This is a genomic window from Shewanella sp. MF05956, from assembly GCF_059758055.1.
This window is the reverse complement of the sequence record NZ_JCAYNV010000011.1, coordinates 88,668-103,359: the sequence shown is the minus strand read 5'-3', so window position 1 is coordinate 103,359 and position 14,692 is coordinate 88,668. Positions and strand designations below refer to the sequence as shown.

At 42.8% G+C, this 14,692-nt stretch carries 12 protein-coding genes; 7 read left to right on the top strand and 5 right to left on the bottom strand.

Annotation, left to right across the window (positions count from 1 at the left end):
* Positions 1 to 162: 162 nt before the first annotated feature.
* Positions 163 to 1,539, top strand: coding sequence for an MFS transporter (locus tag AC19MX_RS13510; protein ID WP_432400920.1), 1,377 nt, complete (start codon positions 163 to 165; stop codon positions 1,537 to 1,539).
* A gap of 70 nt (positions 1,540 to 1,609) precedes the next feature.
* Positions 1,610 to 2,359, top strand: a complete 750-nt coding sequence (locus tag AC19MX_RS13505) for a single-stranded DNA-binding protein (protein ID WP_432400922.1) — start codon at positions 1,610 to 1,612, stop codon at positions 2,357 to 2,359.
* Positions 2,360 to 2,457: 98 nt separating this feature from the next.
* Here AC19MX_RS13505 and hmpA read toward each other — a convergent pair whose 3' ends face one another.
* Positions 2,458 to 3,639: an NO-inducible flavohemoprotein gene (hmpA, locus tag AC19MX_RS13500; protein ID WP_498298717.1), complete on the bottom strand. Its 1,182-nt coding sequence runs from the start codon at positions 3,637 to 3,639 to the stop codon at positions 2,458 to 2,460.
* Positions 3,640 to 3,823: 184 nt separating this feature from the next.
* Here hmpA and norR point away from each other — a divergent pair, with 184 nt between their 5' ends.
* The gene (gene norR, locus AC19MX_RS13495; protein ID WP_498298715.1) at positions 3,824 to 5,404 is read left to right on the top strand and encodes a nitric oxide reductase transcriptional regulator NorR; all 1,581 of its coding nucleotides are present in this window, start codon (positions 3,824 to 3,826) and stop codon (positions 5,402 to 5,404) included.
* A gap of 53 nt (positions 5,405 to 5,457) precedes the next feature.
* On the opposite strand, the gene AC19MX_RS13490 is transcribed toward norR, so the two are convergent.
* From AC19MX_RS13490 to AC19MX_RS13480, 3 genes are all read right to left on the bottom strand, one after another.
* Positions 5,458 to 5,754 carry a DUF3861 domain-containing protein gene (locus tag AC19MX_RS13490; RefSeq protein WP_432400928.1) on the bottom strand — a complete coding sequence of 99 codons (297 nt, stop codon included), beginning with the start codon at positions 5,752 to 5,754 and terminating at the stop codon, positions 5,458 to 5,460.
* Positions 5,755 to 5,804: 50 nt separating this feature from the next.
* On the bottom strand, positions 5,805 to 6,296 hold the full coding sequence (locus AC19MX_RS13485; RefSeq protein WP_498298713.1) for a DUF2798 domain-containing protein: 492 nt from the start codon (positions 6,294 to 6,296) through the stop codon (positions 5,805 to 5,807).
* A 298-nt stretch (positions 6,297 to 6,594) separates the two neighbouring features.
* Entirely contained in the window at positions 6,595 to 7,116 is a 522-nt protein-coding gene (locus AC19MX_RS13480; RefSeq protein ID WP_432400932.1) for a type II secretion system protein, read from the bottom strand.
* 235 nt (positions 7,117 to 7,351) lie between these two features.
* Between AC19MX_RS13480 and AC19MX_RS13475 the strand changes: the two genes are divergently transcribed.
* Both AC19MX_RS13475 and AC19MX_RS13470 read left to right on the top strand, forming a co-directional pair.
* The gene (locus AC19MX_RS13475) at positions 7,352 to 8,101 is read left to right on the top strand and encodes a DUF1499 domain-containing protein (RefSeq protein ID WP_498298711.1); all 750 of its coding nucleotides are present in this window, start codon (positions 7,352 to 7,354) and stop codon (positions 8,099 to 8,101) included.
* A gap of 189 nt (positions 8,102 to 8,290) precedes the next feature.
* The gene (locus AC19MX_RS13470) at positions 8,291 to 8,860 is read left to right on the top strand and encodes a DUF7010 family protein (RefSeq protein ID WP_498298709.1); all 570 of its coding nucleotides are present in this window, start codon (positions 8,291 to 8,293) and stop codon (positions 8,858 to 8,860) included.
* Positions 8,861 to 8,957: 97 nt separating this feature from the next.
* On the opposite strand, the gene AC19MX_RS13465 is transcribed toward AC19MX_RS13470, so the two are convergent.
* Positions 8,958 to 10,748, bottom strand: coding sequence for a flavocytochrome c (locus AC19MX_RS13465; RefSeq protein ID WP_498298707.1), 1,791 nt, complete (start codon positions 10,746 to 10,748; stop codon positions 8,958 to 8,960).
* A 504-nt stretch (positions 10,749 to 11,252) separates the two neighbouring features.
* On the opposite strand from AC19MX_RS13465, the gene AC19MX_RS13460 reads away from it, so the two are divergent.
* Positions 11,253 to 13,214: an ATP-binding protein gene (locus AC19MX_RS13460; RefSeq protein ID WP_498298705.1), complete on the top strand. Its 1,962-nt coding sequence runs from the start codon at positions 11,253 to 11,255 to the stop codon at positions 13,212 to 13,214.
* A 15-nt stretch (positions 13,215 to 13,229) separates the two neighbouring features.
* Positions 13,230 to 14,609, top strand: a complete 1,380-nt coding sequence (locus tag AC19MX_RS13455) for a sigma-54-dependent transcriptional regulator (RefSeq protein WP_498298704.1) — start codon at positions 13,230 to 13,232, stop codon at positions 14,607 to 14,609.
* Positions 14,610 to 14,692: the final 83 nt, after the last annotated feature.

The window sequence follows — 14,692 nt, the reverse complement described above, 5'->3', positions numbered from 1 at the left end:
ATGATGTTTTAAATACGCAGTAAACGAAGATTAAGATTAGTAAATGATGAACTAAATGAAGCATAGGTCGCAAACTACGATTTCCTTTTGAGCTAATTTATGGCGCTGTGATAATATGCGCAGCTAATCATTTTATTGAATCATTTTTCGAAGGGCAATTGCATGGCCAGTAATGGACTGTCGGGTATGGAAAAAAAGGTCGCTTTTTCGTTAGCCAGTGTGTTTGGTTTACGAATGATGGGGCTGTTTATGATCATGCCTGTCTTCGCCTTGTATGGTCAGCACCTAGAGGGCTTTTCACCGTTATGGGTGGGTATTGCTATTGGTGCTTATGGACTGACTCAGGCAGTGTTGCAAATTCCAATGGGGATTTTGTCAGACAAGTATGGCCGCAAACCGATTATTTTAGGCGGTTTGGTGTTATTTGCCATTGGTAGTTTGATTGCTGCCTCATCAGATCATATTTACGGTGTGGTATTTGGCCGCGCAGTACAAGGTATGGGCGCGATTGCCGCCGCCGTATTAGCCTTAGCCGCCGACTTAACCCGCGATGAACAACGCACGAAAGTCATGGCCGTAATAGGCATGTGTATCGGATTCTCGTTTGCGCTGTCGTTATTAGTTGGGCCAATTGTGGCGCAATATATGGGTTTAACGGGGTTGTTTTTTCTAACCGCCGTGTTGGCAGTATTAGGCATGTTAATCGTGCAGTTTTTTGTACCTAACCCAATTACTCAAGCGCCAAAAGGTGACACTGTTGCCACCCCAACTAAATTAAAACGTATGTTGCTAGACCCGCAGCTGTTTCGTTTAGACGCCGGTATTTTCATTCTGCATTTGGTATTAACCGCGGTGTTTGTTGCGTTACCGCTAGATTTAGTGGATGCCGGTTTGGTCAAAGAAAAACATTGGATGCTGTATTTCCCTGCATTTGTCGGCGCATTCTTTTTAATGGTGCCGTTAATCATCATTGGCGTTAAGCGTAACAACACTAAAACGATGTTCCAGTTATCATTAGTGATTATGATGCTTTCATTGGCCATTATGGGTGTTTTTGCTGATAACATTTGGATGTTAAGTGCGGCAATTGTGTTGTTTTTTACTGGCTTCAATTATCTAGAAGCCTCGTTACCGAGTTTAATTGCAAAATTTTGCCCTGTCGGTGAAAAAGGTTCCGCGATGGGCGTGTATTCAACCAGCCAATTTTTAGGTGCATTTTGTGGTGGTATGTTAGGCGGTGGAGCTTATCAATTAGTGGGTGCTTCTGGTGTGTTTTTTGTCGCATTAGGGCTGATGTTTGTGTGGCTGTTATTAACGATTGGTATGCAAAAACCGGTGTTATTAAAAAGCTATACCCTTGAAGCCAATATAAAAGATAAAAATGATGCTCAAATTATGGCCACCGAATTATCGCAATTGGCAGGTGTAGTTGAAGCCATTGTGGTGCTTGAAGAGAAGGTCGCTTATTTAAAGGCCGATGATAAATTCAATTTAAGCGAAGCCCGAGCTGTGTTAGGCTCTGTGCAACAGGTCGTGTAGATCATTTCGTTAGAATTCAGATAAAATAAATTCAGATAAAGTAAACAGATAAAAATCTCAGGAGATTTCGATGGCTAGTCGTGGTGTGAATAAAGTGATTTTGGTCGGTAACTTAGGTAAAGATCCTGAGGTTCGTTACATGCCAAACGGCAATGCCGTAGCCAACTTTACAATAGCGACAAGTGAGTCGTGGAAAGACCAACAAGGTCAAGTGCAAGAGCGCACTGAATGGCACAATATTGTTATGTACCGTCGTCTTGCTGAAATTGCGGGTGAGTATTTAAAGAAAGGCTCTAAGGTTTACCTAGAAGGTAAATTGCAGACCAGTAAGTGGCAAGACCAAGCAACCGGTCAAGACCGTTACAAAACCGAAATCAATGCGATGGAAATGCAAATGCTAGACGGTCGCAATGCGGGTGGCGATAACGCTGGTGGTCAAGGTCAGTACAATCAAAGCCAGGGTCAAGGTCAAAGTCAGTACAACCAAAACCCAAGCCAAGGTCAGCAAAGCATGGGTCAGCAGTCTCGTCCAGCTCCAGCAGCTCCAGGCGCAGCACCTGCTCCACGTCCGCAGTATAACCAAGCTGCACCGGCTGGCAATACCAACACTTACCAGGGCCAGTCAAATGCGGGCCAACAAGGTGGATATCAGCAGCCAGCTCCAGCGCAACAAGCGCCTGCTTATGCGCCTAAGCCTGCAGCTGCTCCACAAGGTAACTTCCAACCACAAAATGCACCGGCTCAACGCCCAGCGCCACAGCCTGCACAAAACTTTACTCCAGATTTGGATGAAGGTTGGGATGACGATATTCCATTCTAATTCGATTTAGAACAACGAATTAACAAAAAGCCCTGACAGTCATGTCAGGGCTTTTTTGATCTCTCATCGCTCAGCTCAAGGGTGATGCTGTGGCTCTGTTAAGCGGTTAATGATTCCGCTGGGCCAAAGAATTCATAATGAATTTGGCTTGCTGGTACACCTAGGCTAGTGGCGATAGCTAAAGCGGCTTTCATAAACCCAACAGGGCCGAGTAAATAAAACTCAACATCGCGGTCTGCCGGTAATTGCGCTTCAATGATTGAGGCGTCAATAAACCCAGTGGCATGCGGTTGGCAATGCGCTTGTGGCTGGCTGTAAATGTATAGTGGTGTAATGTTGCTATTGGTAGCGGCAAGAGTATCTACATGCTGCTTAAAGGCGTGCACGTCGCTGTTAATCGCGGCATGAATAAAGCGAATATCACGGCCAGAACCTGCTGCTGTATTGAGCATGCTGATGGCGGGCGTAATACCGACGCCCCCAGTGAGCAACACTAATGGTTTTGCATTTTTACGTAAGGTAAAGTCACCGCTCGGTGCGCGTAACTTCACTTTATCACCAAGTTGAATATTATTATGTAAATGGCTGGATACTATGCCATTTGGCTCTCGTTTCACGCTAATTCTGAGGTAATCTTTGCCTGCTGCATCAGACAAGCTGTAATTACGACGCATTGAAATACCATCAATGTCGTCAAACACGATGGTTAAAAATTGTCCAGCTTCAAAATCGGGTAAGCCTTGGTTATCAAAAGGCTGAAAGTAAAATGAGGTGATCAGTGAACTTTCATCTTCACGTTTCACTAAAATAAACTCACGCTCGCCGCGCCAGCTACCTTCTTTTTGCTCGTTGGCCGTGTAAATAGACTCTTCTGCAGCAATCAAGATATTGGCTAATTGGCCGTATGCTTTGGCCCATGCATCAATCACTTCATCTGTGGCGGCATCACCTAATACGGCTTTAATGGCTTGTAATAAGCAGCTGCCCACTGCGTCGTATTGCTCAGGTAAAATACCTAATGCAACATGTTTTTGTACAATTTTGCTCACAGCGTCGCTTAAGTTACCGAGTTCATCAATATTGGCGCCATAGGCAATTACTGCGTTCGCTAATGCTTTAGGCTGGGTGCCTTTACCTTGGTTAGTTTGATTAAAAAACGGCAGCACTTCAGGGTGCTGAGCAAACAATAAAGGATAAAAATGGCTAGTGATGTCATTAGCGTAAATTTGCAGTGCTGGCACTGTGGCTTTAATAATTTGTACGGTTGCAGTGTCTAACATTGATGAGTCCTTCTGGGATTAAATTGCGATAAACTTCAATTATTTATCTGCGATACTCTCGTATTACACATAACGTGCCAATATTTATCTAATTGTTTTATATACGGTAATATAGTTAAAGGTTAAATTGACCTAGATCATTAAGTGTGTCAAATTAACCTAAATTAGGTTAATTTGACTTGCTATGAATATTTCTCCTTTCATTGATATTGTAGAAGATTTAAATCGCGATCTGGCTAAATCGGAACGTTATTTACGACTTATTAAAGCGATTCAACGTGCTATTCCTTGTGATGCCGTGGCGTTATTAAAACTCAAGCAAGATTATTTGGTGCCTGTCGCGGTGGTTGGGCTCAAACAAGAAGCGCTTGCTCGGCAGTTTTCTATTCATCATCATCCGCGATTACAACAAATACTCGCCAGCCCACACATTACGCGTTTTGATGCCGACTCCAGCCTAGCCGATCCTTATGACGGTTTGGTGGACGACGGCAGTGAGCAGTTACACGTACATGACTGTATGGGTAGCACTATTTATGTTGATGGCAAAGTGTGGGGCGTACTCACCCTCGATGCGATGCAGGCGGGCAGTTTTGATGCACTTAATCCTACAGAAACCCGAGCGTATATTGCTGGGGTGGCCGCGGCGATTAAAACCAGCGAATATATTGAAGCACTTGAGGCCAAAATTGAGCAAAGCCATCAAGTTGCTCAGGCAACCCTTGGCCCCTCAACGATTATTGGTAAGAGTGCGGCTATAAACGCATTACAAGCCGATATAGATACAGTCGCCAGCAGTGATTTGTCGGTGTTGATTACCGGTGAAACCGGCGTGGGTAAAGAGTTAGTCGCGAAGAGTATTCATCAACAATCACGGCGTAATCTACAACCCCTGGTACAAATCAATTGCGCAGCATTACCTGAAAGCATTGTAGAAAGTGAATTGTTTGGTCATGTTAAAGGGGCTTTTTCTGGGGCGGTGAACGATCGCTGTGGTCGTTTTGAACTGGCTGATGGTGGCACGTTATTTTTAGATGAAGTGGGCGAGCTGCCATTAGCTGTACAGGCTAAGTTATTGCGGGCACTGCAAAATGGTGAAATTCAACGCGTCGGTAGTGACAAGATCATTGTCGTCGATGTTCGGATTGTGGCGGCAACTAATCGCCATTTACAGCAAGAAGTGAAAGAAGGACGTTTTAGGGCTGATTTGTATCATCGTTTGAGTGTTTATCCTTTGCCTGTGCCGCCCTTACGCGAACGCGGTAAAGACGTTATTTTACTGGCTGGATATTTCTTAGAAAAAAGTCAGCATCAATTGGGCGTAGCCAAACTGAGATTACAGCAAACGGCAATCGAACAGCTTATGCAATATGATTGGCCTGGAAATGTACGTGAGTTAGAGCATCTGTTGAGTCGGGCAGCATTAAGGGCAATAAGCGAGCAAGGTCGTCTTGCCAGCATTATTAGCATTAATTGTGCGCATCTTGGAATGGAGTTTGCTGCACATCAACCAGAAGTTACATCAGAGTTAGTTATAACGCACAGCGTTGATAATCCTTCATCAATTGCATTAGCAGATGCAGAAATTTACGGGCTACGCGATGCAACCGATGAGTATCAGCGCCAAATTATTCAAGCGATATTAGTTAAAGAGCGCGGTAATTTGGCTGCGGTAGCCAGAACGTTAAAACTTGACCGAAGCAACCTTATTCGTACCATGCGCCGTTTGGATATAGACCCCAATGCAGGGTTTATGTTGTTATAAACCCGTGGGGTATAGTGTTCAATACTGGGTATTTAGCCATAAATAATGAACGATTAACTCAGTGCACTTTTAATGGTGGTTTTTAAGTTTTGCATAAATGTTTTAAAGTGCGGCATAAAATCGATAAACAGCGGGTGTTTACGGTTTTGCATCATTAATGGGCCTAACAAACGTAAACCAACACTTAAGATAGTGGCTTCTGACTCCGGGAGTCCACTGCCTTTTTTAAGGTTCTCAACGAGTTTAAACAGATCTTCTCGGTCTTGGAATTCAAACTGTAATGGTTGAGCGGCTTCGTTATCTGGATTAATTTGCTCGACGGTAATTCGATATTGGTTTTCTTTGCTCATGCTGAATTCCTCAATAAGTTTATGGGTAAATAAGTTTATGGGTAAATAAGTTAACTTTTTAAAAATCGTTCAATTTTAGGTTTGATGGTTAATGATGTAATCACCATTAACGTTAAGCCTAATGGCAGCGCGGCGAGTAGCGCATCAAGCCAGTGGCTAAACAGTGCAGAATAACTGTTAAAGCCAATATTATTAATCGAAGTCGATAAGGCCATTGCAGACTCCATCGTCAGTGCCATAAACAGCCCGACAATAATGTTGCGCTTTTTCTCGCTGGTATCAGGTAGCCACTTTTCAACAATTTGAGTTAACAAAGCCATTAAGATAAATCCCGCAGGCATCACGGTTACTGCCGCAAATAGGAATGATGTTAACCAATCATTGAAAAACATCTCGCTATATCCGATGTTGATATAGGTCATTAAACCAATGAGTGAACCGCCCATGAAGGTCATCATGGCAAACACCACTAGCACTTTATAAATGATCGGGGTTTTCGTTGGGCCTACTTGGGTTAATGGCATAACGGGTTGTGCATGCATTTTGTTTCTCAAGTGATTAAAATGGAAATGAATTAGGTTGATTTAGTCAACTATATTCAATGTTGTTGATTATGTCAACTAGTTTGGTTGTTGTGTTGAATATATTAATTTTATGCTTGTTTGGGATGGCGTTGAAGTAGGTATATAGAGAGGTGTTTTTTGTAGGTAAATCTTACTTTTTTTGTAAGGTTTTGATATGTATTTATTTCTGGTTGGTAGGAGGCGTTTTTACTTTGCAGCAGATAACCTCAATATCGAAAACAAAGATATTGAGGTTTAAATTAGTCATATTATTTTATTAGCAATCAGTTGTAACGTAAGATATTTTTGGACTTGAACCTATTGTGGTCACCGGATCATAAAGTATGTAGCATCCACTGTTTAATACCGCTGTTTGATTTACGTAAACGCCAGAACGTCCACCTAATGATGCAGTGGTTAACCAAAAACGAGTATCACCGTAGGTTGTTGACCAAGTCCAATCATTGTCGAAGCCACTTCCCATAATTTTTGAAATACTATTATTTCTATTAGCACTTGGGTATCCGTATGAAATTTCTAAATCATCAATCCCATCTGCATCGATATCTATCGTTGTTTTAGCATTGTTTTGTAATCCTTGAATGACAGATTTAGCGTACACTAAATTGGCTGCTGATTTGATAGCACCTCCCATTGATTGAAGTGCCGCCTTATTTGCATCGGAGCTTAAACTTAGAAAGCGAGGTGCCGCAGTGACAGCAAGAATGCCTAAAATAATAATGACTACGACGAGTTCAATGAGTGTGAAGCCAGATTGTTTAGAAGCCTGCTTTATCATCGTTGGTACCTATTTGTATGAAAAAATAAGAAAAATTTAAGATAACGCTAACAATACGGTGGATACAAATTTGAATAGCATATAAGTATTACTGAATAATCAATGTGCTGATATTTGTTATATAGAGTCGTAACAGTACCATTTTTTACCTTTTTATGTGAGAGCAGAAATTATTTCTCAAAAATGCAGGTCAATATAGTTATAAATCATAAGTTTCTTTTACAGGATGGATGTAATGCAAAAAAATGTTATTAGTCATATTGCGTTGGTAGTTGCATTGGTTGCGGTCATCGCGGCTGGTGTGATGATTTTTGGTTCGTCGATGGGACTATGGGACCCAATAACGGGCTTTATTGCGAGCCGTAAATATCACAATGTGCTCGGATATATAGTGGTGGCATTGGCGCTAATCAGTTTAGTCAGCGGTATGATGATTAAGACTGACAGCCCTAAAGCGCGAGGCACTGCAAAGTCAGTCGTAGCATTGGTATTGGGGATTGCGATGTTGTCGCCCATGTTGAAGGGGCTTATTATCGAGCCAGTAAAGTACCCTCCTATTCATGATATTACGACAAATACTGATGCACCGCCGCAATTTGTGTTTTTAACCGACAGCCGAATAGGCGCTAAAAATACTTTAGTTTACGGCGGGGCTGAAATTGCTGCGCAGCAGCTAAAAGCCTTTCCTTATATCAAGCCTATTATGTCGGAGTTAAGTTCCGATGCGGCGTTTAAAAAAGCACTCAGTATCGCCAACGAAATGGACTGGATTATTGTGGAGCAACAACCGCAAACACTGCGTTTTGAAGCTACAGCGAGAACGCCATTTTTCAATTTTGCTGACGATATTGTTGTCGTTGTGACGAGTTCAGAGCAGGGTAGTCGCATTGATTTACGCAGTGTGTCACGTATCGGCATTGGCGATGCGGGTGTAAATGCAAAGCGTATTCAAGAGTTTAGCCAACGATTTACTGAGCAGTTATAACCGTAACAGGGAATGAACGCGGTAAGTTTATCGAAAGAGCACCTAGGTGCTCTTTTTTATGGCTAAAAATCCTGCCTTTAAGACAGTTGCAACAGATGACATTTGTCATGGCGTATTGCTGACAAAGCACACTACTGCTCGATGAGTGTTTTGCTGATAATAAATCCATACCAACAAGGAGGCTTTATCATGCAACATAAATCATTGGACCAGCAGTTAATTGAGTACCGTCAACTACGCGCGTTAGCGATGCCGTTATCTGGCATGATTGTTTGGAGTGTATTGTTTGTGCTCAGTTTTATATTACCGCCATCGCAGTTAGTGTTAGCGGTTTTTATTGGCACCGGTTCTATTGTGTATTTGGCTATGGGAGTGTCTCGACTAACAGGTGAGAATATCTCGTTTAAGAAAAAAGCTAACCGTAATTGGTTTGAAAATGTATTTCTGGCTGCGGTAGGGATGAGCTTTTTAACCTTTGGCATCAGCATTCCATTTTTTATGGAAAATTATCTCGCATTACCTTTTGTATTAGCGATTCAGACGGGATTGATGTGGCTAGTTCATGGCGTGATTGCCGCGCAAAAAGTGGCCATAGTTCACGCTATTGTTCGCACTATTGCCTGTGTTGTAGCCTTTCAACTTTGGCCAGAATTAAGCTTCCAAATTCAGCCATTAATCGTGGTCTTATGCTATGGCTTTACCATACCCATCATGCAGTCTCATTGGCGCCAGCAACAAAAACTAAGCATGAGTGTTTAGCTCTATACGACCAATGGAATAGGTATAAACATAAAAAAAGCCACAGCATTGAGCTGTGGCTTCACTGATACTAGCAAATCAGTTAATTCGATATTGCTTAGTTCTTTTTAGCGTATTTTGCTGCTTCTTCACCTGCTAAGCGACCGAAGGTAATGATGTCTGAAATCGCATTGCCTCCTAAGCGGTTAGCGCCATGAACACCACCGGTTACTTCACCCGCGCCGTATAAACCAGGAATAACCTGTTTTTTAGCATCCATCACTTCGGCTTTAGTGTCGATCATCACGCCACCCATAGTGTGGTGTACACCGGGTGTGATTTCGATAGCGTAGTAGTTACCTTCGTTTAGTGCGCGTGGTAAGTCTGCACGTTCAAAATCAGTGTCTTTACCGCTGGTGACTAAACTGTTGTAGCGGGCGACAGTTTCAGTTAATGCTTTACCGTCAATACCTTCCATTTTGCCCAATTTCGCTAAGCTGTCAGCCGATGGAGCCACACCTAAACCGACATATTGGTTAATTTTAGACAGAGACTTACGTACAGAGTCATCAAAAATCAAATAAGCTGTTTTACCTGTTTGTTCTAAGATGGCTGCAGAGGCTTTATCACGAGTCGTGATTTCGTTAACGAAACGCTTCCCTTCACGGTTAACCAAAATCGCACCATTACCACGTACCGCTTCGGTAATCATCACACCACCTTTAACAGACAGTGTTGGATGCGCCTGGATATATTGCATATCTTTTAACGCTGCACCTGCATTTTCAGCGACATCTAAACCATCACCTACAGCACCAGGTTGGTTAGTAGAAATAAAGCCTTTTAACGAAGGATCTAGCTTAGCAACACGTTCATTATTTTTAGCGAAACCACCCGTTGCTAAAATAACCGCGTCAGCTTTAACCCAGTAGTAACCTTTATACATCCCTTTAACGAGGATACCTTTTACACTGCCTTTATCATCTTTAAGTACTTCAATGCCGCGAGTGTTCATGCGTAAGTCAATGTTACGTTTAACCGCATTATCGTAAAGTACCTGTACCACATGAGCACCTACACCAGCACCACCGGTTGGACGGTGTGAACGGTTAACTGATGCGCCGCCCATCATGCCAACGTCGGTTAAGTCGGCACCCATTTTTGTCATCCAATCAACAGAGTCTTTAGAATGTGAGCTTAGAATCTTAACTAAAGCTGGGTCGTTAATGTTTTGGCCACCTTTCATGGTGTCTTTGTACATTAACTCTGGGCTGTCAGTTATGTTTTTGGCTTTTTGTTGGTCAGTCCAGGCTGCATTCATGCCGCCGGCTGCTAACTTAGCATTACCACCAATCACGGGTTCTTTTTCAATCAAAATTACTTTAGCGCCGCTGTCATGTGCTGCTACCGCAGCAGAGAAACCAGCACCACCAGAACCGACAATAACCACATCAACTGTGTCGCGTGGTGCACTTGCTAGTGCTGCTTGGCGTTCTGCTTTGTCTTTGGCTAATTCTGCAATAGTTGGTTCGTCACGTTGCCATTTTTTAGCATATGGCATGTTAAAGTCGAAGCTGTGGCAAGAGTCACAATAGACCATCGATTTTTCGTGAGCGCTGTGACATGAAGTACAAGCCACTTCGCCAGGAAAGTGAGAGGCGTGGGCATTGTAGTGTTCATGTTTTGTAGTTTCTGCCACTTCTGCTAATGTGCCGTGGCACGATACACATTGCGCATTTTCATAAGTTAAGCTGTCATTTGAGAGTTCACCATCTGCTGTATGGCAGCTATCACATTCTTGGTTTTGTACATGGAAGTCGGCTAAGTTGTCAGCGGCTACGGCATTACCCATTAGGCCTGCGGTACCCATTAACGTGGCTAGACAGACTGCAATTTTCATCTTTTTCATGTTGATTCCCCCTTCTATGCCTTAACGGCGATAAGCCAATTAATGATAGAAGTCTTATTTTTGTTTTATCAAGGCAGAAGTGATCATCACTCCACGCTACAAATACGGCTAAATGTGGGTCGAATTGATTATCCCGACCTGGTTATTTATTTGCTCACATTTAGTTTTACCCATGATCGTAAAATCTGCAATGTGATAGGTGATTATGTAGAGATAAATGACTGCTTAATCACAAGCTCTAAAACTCACTATGCAAACATGCATAGCTACAAAGAGGTATATGCAATTTTGCATAGCGGATGTTGAGCGAGATCACATTTAGTTGGATTTTCAGTAATTTTGGTTTCGATAAATGCTGATTTGCTTAACGTTGATGACATTTATGCAGATCAGATACTCGTGGATTAAATCAGTGTGGGTTAAATGATTGCGGAGTACATAATGATTTACTCATATGCGGAATGCTGCACAGTTTCAAATAGGCTAAATGAGTAACATTAGCGGATGAGATTGATATTGCTTTGCCTTATTTGTATGACTCTGCCAGTGCTGGCGCAAGACAGCATTGTTTTTGGCGTGCACTCAAATACAGCGCCGCTTGAATGGCGTAATAATGGTGTCGATCAAGGCTTCAATGTTGAGCTGATGAACCGAATTGGCCAGTTAACCAGCACGCGGATTGTTGTTCGGCGCAAAAGTTTTCAGCAACTGTTAAACGATGTGCATAACCCTAATAGCGACATTGATGTGATTGCGGTAGTGAGCCCAATAAATATGGACCGTCAGTTAGCGCAATCAGACCCTATTTATGCCACTCATGCCAAAGCCTACACCTTACAAGGTAAGGCGCTAATCAATAACTGGGCTGATTTAGTCGGTAAACGTGTCGCCATTAAAAAAGGCGCTTTTGTTGATGTGTTTTTGTCTGACAAACTGCAAAAGTTTGATCGGGTTGATGTTGATCTTTATGAAACAGGCTTTCAGTTGCTGATTAAAAATCAGGTCGACGTGGTGATTGCCGAAAGCTTTGTTGCTCGGCGTCTACAGCCCTTGTATCCGTCGGTACGAAGCTCTAGTGATGCATTAATTTACGGCGCGTTTAATTTTGTGGCTAATGCCACTAAAGCCAGGCAGATGAAGCAAATTAATGATGCATTAAGGCAATTAAAGCTGTCGGGTGAATATGATTTACTGGTCAATAAATGGTTTGGCACCGGCCGCGAAAAAGTCGATTTAACCTTTACCGAAAAGCGCCTATTCGCACTTGCGATTGTGGTTGCCTTCATTTCTGCAGCAGGGTTGGTCTACACCGGATTTATTAGTGCGAGTTTACGCCGTCACGCTAAAGCGCTAAATGCCCAATTGATGCAACGTAAACTGATTGAAGCCGAGATATCCGAACTGTCACAACAGTTTCAATCTGTGCTCGATGGCATTCCCAATGGCGTGACCATCGTTAATCACGCCTTACAGCATTTATGGAGTAACGATAACAATATTCATTTGTTAGACTCAGATGCATTTTACTACATAGACAACGACGTTTTTGTGCTTAAGACCGCGGTGCTTAATGTGTTATCCAGTCAAAAATCGCTTATCGCAGATATGCATTACCAACAACAGTTTTGGCAGTTACAAATCCACCCCATAGCTCAAGACCAGGTGGTTATTTTACTTGAAGAGTCAACCGAGCAGCACAGGTTACGTCAAGCAAACGAGGAAGCCAGTCGCTTAGCGTCACTTGGTGAGTTATCTGCCGGTATAGCCCATGAAATTAATAACCCCACTGGATTAATTGTCCATGCCGTGTCGTTATTTAGTGCGGCGATGAAAGACTTAGCGCCTGCGGCTAGCCATTATCAAAAACAAAATCCTTTCTGGCTTATTGCGGGGCTTAATCCCGATGTCGCCATCAACGAGTTGCAATACAGTTGCGGCGCCATTGAAGAGGGCGCTAAACGTATTAGCCGAATCGTCAATGATTTAAAACGTTATGCCATGCCGCATATAGCCGATGAATATACCCGCGTGTGTTTAAATGATGTTGTTCAAGTCGCGCAGCGGTTAACGGCAAATCAAACTAAAACGCATCAAGTTAGTATCATATTATCTGAGCTTTCACCTTGTATTAACGGTGATGCTCAGCAACTGCATCAAGTATTAATTAACCTTATTCAAAATGCCTGTAACGCCTGCACTGCTCAACAAGCTGAGATAGTCATAGAAACCAGCGTACAAGACGATAAGGCAATGTTAAGTATTGTAGATAATGGCTGCGGCATGAATAGCGCAACATTAAAAAGAATTACCGAACCTTTTTTTACCACCAGACGCAACGAAGGTGGCAGTGGGCTAGGGTTGTCGGTATGCAGTAAAATCATTAAAGAGCACCAAGGCGAAATGCAAATATTATCAACGTTAGGCCAAGGTACTCGGATTTGCTTAACGTTTGCTTTAGCGCATTAAACTAGGATTTAACCAATGAAGTTAGCTCGAAATATTCTGTTAATCGACGATGAAGCCGCATGGTTACGTACACTGGCCGTGACATTAAACCGCCTGGTTCCCGAGGCTGTTATTGACACCTGTATTGACAGTCGCCAGGTTCAAAGTCGCTTGCAGGTGGGTGACTATGCACTGGTATTGGTCGATCTTACGATGCCGTTTCACTCAGGTGAAGACATTTTAGCGATGATCCGCAGTGACTTTCCTAATACTCGGGTCATTATTGTTACTGGGGTAAATGAAGTGGATACTGCAGTACGGTGTATTAAAAATGGCGCTTATGACTATTTTATTAAAACAGATAATGTCGACGACCTCGCACGGACAGTGCGACGAGCACTTGAAGTGGTTGGGCTTGAGCGTAACTATTTATACATTAAAGAGAGGTTTTTAAGTCGCACCTTAGATAACCCACAAGCATTTAATAATATTTTAACCTGTGAGCCGTTGTTATTAGATCAATTTCGCTACCTTGAAGCGGTATCGTGTAGCCCTGAACCGCTGTTAATCTCTGGTGCGAGCGGTACCGGTAAGAGTGAGTTCGCAAAATCTTGCCATGCGCTTTATAGCCCAAATGAACCTTTTATCTGCATTAATCTTGCGGGCATTAGCAGTGAATACTTTGAACAAAAAATGTGTGGCCAGTTGTATCATCACCATAATGGTGAACTTGAAGCGGTTGCAGGCTTATTGCATCAAGTCGGCAGCGGCGTACTTTATCTTAACGAAATTGGCGCACTGCCACTTGATGCACAAGTGAAATTATTAGCCTTGCTTGAAAACAAACAATATTATCCTTTAGGCAGTGACACCGCATACCCAGTAAAATGTAAATTCGTGGTATCGACTCAAGATGATTTACTTAAGCTTCATCACGCTGGCGAGTTTAGAAGCGATCTTTTATATCGATTGCGCGCGCATAAAATTAAACTACCGCCACTGGTTGAGCGTCAGTTAGATATCTCGATGTTGATCAATCATTTTATCACCCTAGCCGCAACTGAAATGAATTTACCCGCACCTATACAACCCGCAGAATTGGCCTCTCAGTTAGCAAGTTATGATTTTCCCGGTAATTTACATGAGCTGAAGGGAATGGTATTTGATGCCGTAAGCAGAAGTGACGGTATAGCCCTTAATACCAGTCCGTTTATGGAGGCTATAAATGAACATAAGTCATTAACAGCAGTGCCAGCGGATAGAATTATCTTCCCGAAGTCATTGCCGACCATCGCCCAAATGAACCAAGCATTACTCGATGAAGCCATGAGTCGCACTGCGAATAATCAAACCGCCGCAGCGCAAATACTGGGGATCAGCCAAAGTGCTTTGAGCCGGCGACTAAAAGGGCATTAAGTATAAGTTGGTTTAGTGGCTAAAACACACCTAGTTAGGTGTGTTTTTTATCTTTGCTTTCCATCTTAACCCCTCCTTAACCA

What these genes read in the sequence shown, in the direction of transcription:
- AC19MX_RS13485 (WP_498298713.1), bottom strand. Translation starts at nt 6,296, where the DNA reads ATGCATGCACAACCCGTTATGCCATTAACCCAAGTAGGCCCAACGAAA.
- AC19MX_RS13460 (WP_498298705.1), top strand. Translation starts at nt 11,253, where the DNA reads ATGAGATTGATATTGCTTTGCCTTATTTGTATGACTCTGCCAGTGCTG.
- AC19MX_RS13455 (WP_498298704.1), top strand. Translation starts at nt 13,230, where the DNA reads ATGAAGTTAGCTCGAAATATTCTGTTAATCGACGATGAAGCCGCATGG.
- norR (WP_498298715.1), top strand. Translation starts at nt 3,824, where the DNA reads ATGAATATTTCTCCTTTCATTGATATTGTAGAAGATTTAAATCGCGAT.
- AC19MX_RS13490 (WP_432400928.1), bottom strand. Translation starts at nt 5,754, where the DNA reads ATGAGCAAAGAAAACCAATATCGAATTACCGTCGAGCAAATTAATCCA.
- AC19MX_RS13475 (WP_498298711.1), top strand. Translation starts at nt 7,352, where the DNA reads ATGCAAAAAAATGTTATTAGTCATATTGCGTTGGTAGTTGCATTGGTT.
- AC19MX_RS13465 (WP_498298707.1), bottom strand. Translation starts at nt 10,748, where the DNA reads ATGAAAAAGATGAAAATTGCAGTCTGTCTAGCCACGTTAATGGGTACC.
- hmpA (WP_498298717.1), bottom strand. Translation starts at nt 3,639, where the DNA reads ATGTTAGACACTGCAACCGTACAAATTATTAAAGCCACAGTGCCAGCA.
- AC19MX_RS13510 (WP_432400920.1), top strand. Translation starts at nt 163, where the DNA reads ATGGCCAGTAATGGACTGTCGGGTATGGAAAAAAAGGTCGCTTTTTCG.
- AC19MX_RS13505 (WP_432400922.1), top strand. Translation starts at nt 1,610, where the DNA reads ATGGCTAGTCGTGGTGTGAATAAAGTGATTTTGGTCGGTAACTTAGGT.
- AC19MX_RS13470 (WP_498298709.1), top strand. Translation starts at nt 8,291, where the DNA reads ATGCAACATAAATCATTGGACCAGCAGTTAATTGAGTACCGTCAACTA.
- AC19MX_RS13480 (WP_432400932.1), bottom strand. Translation starts at nt 7,116, where the DNA reads ATGATAAAGCAGGCTTCTAAACAATCTGGCTTCACACTCATTGAACTC.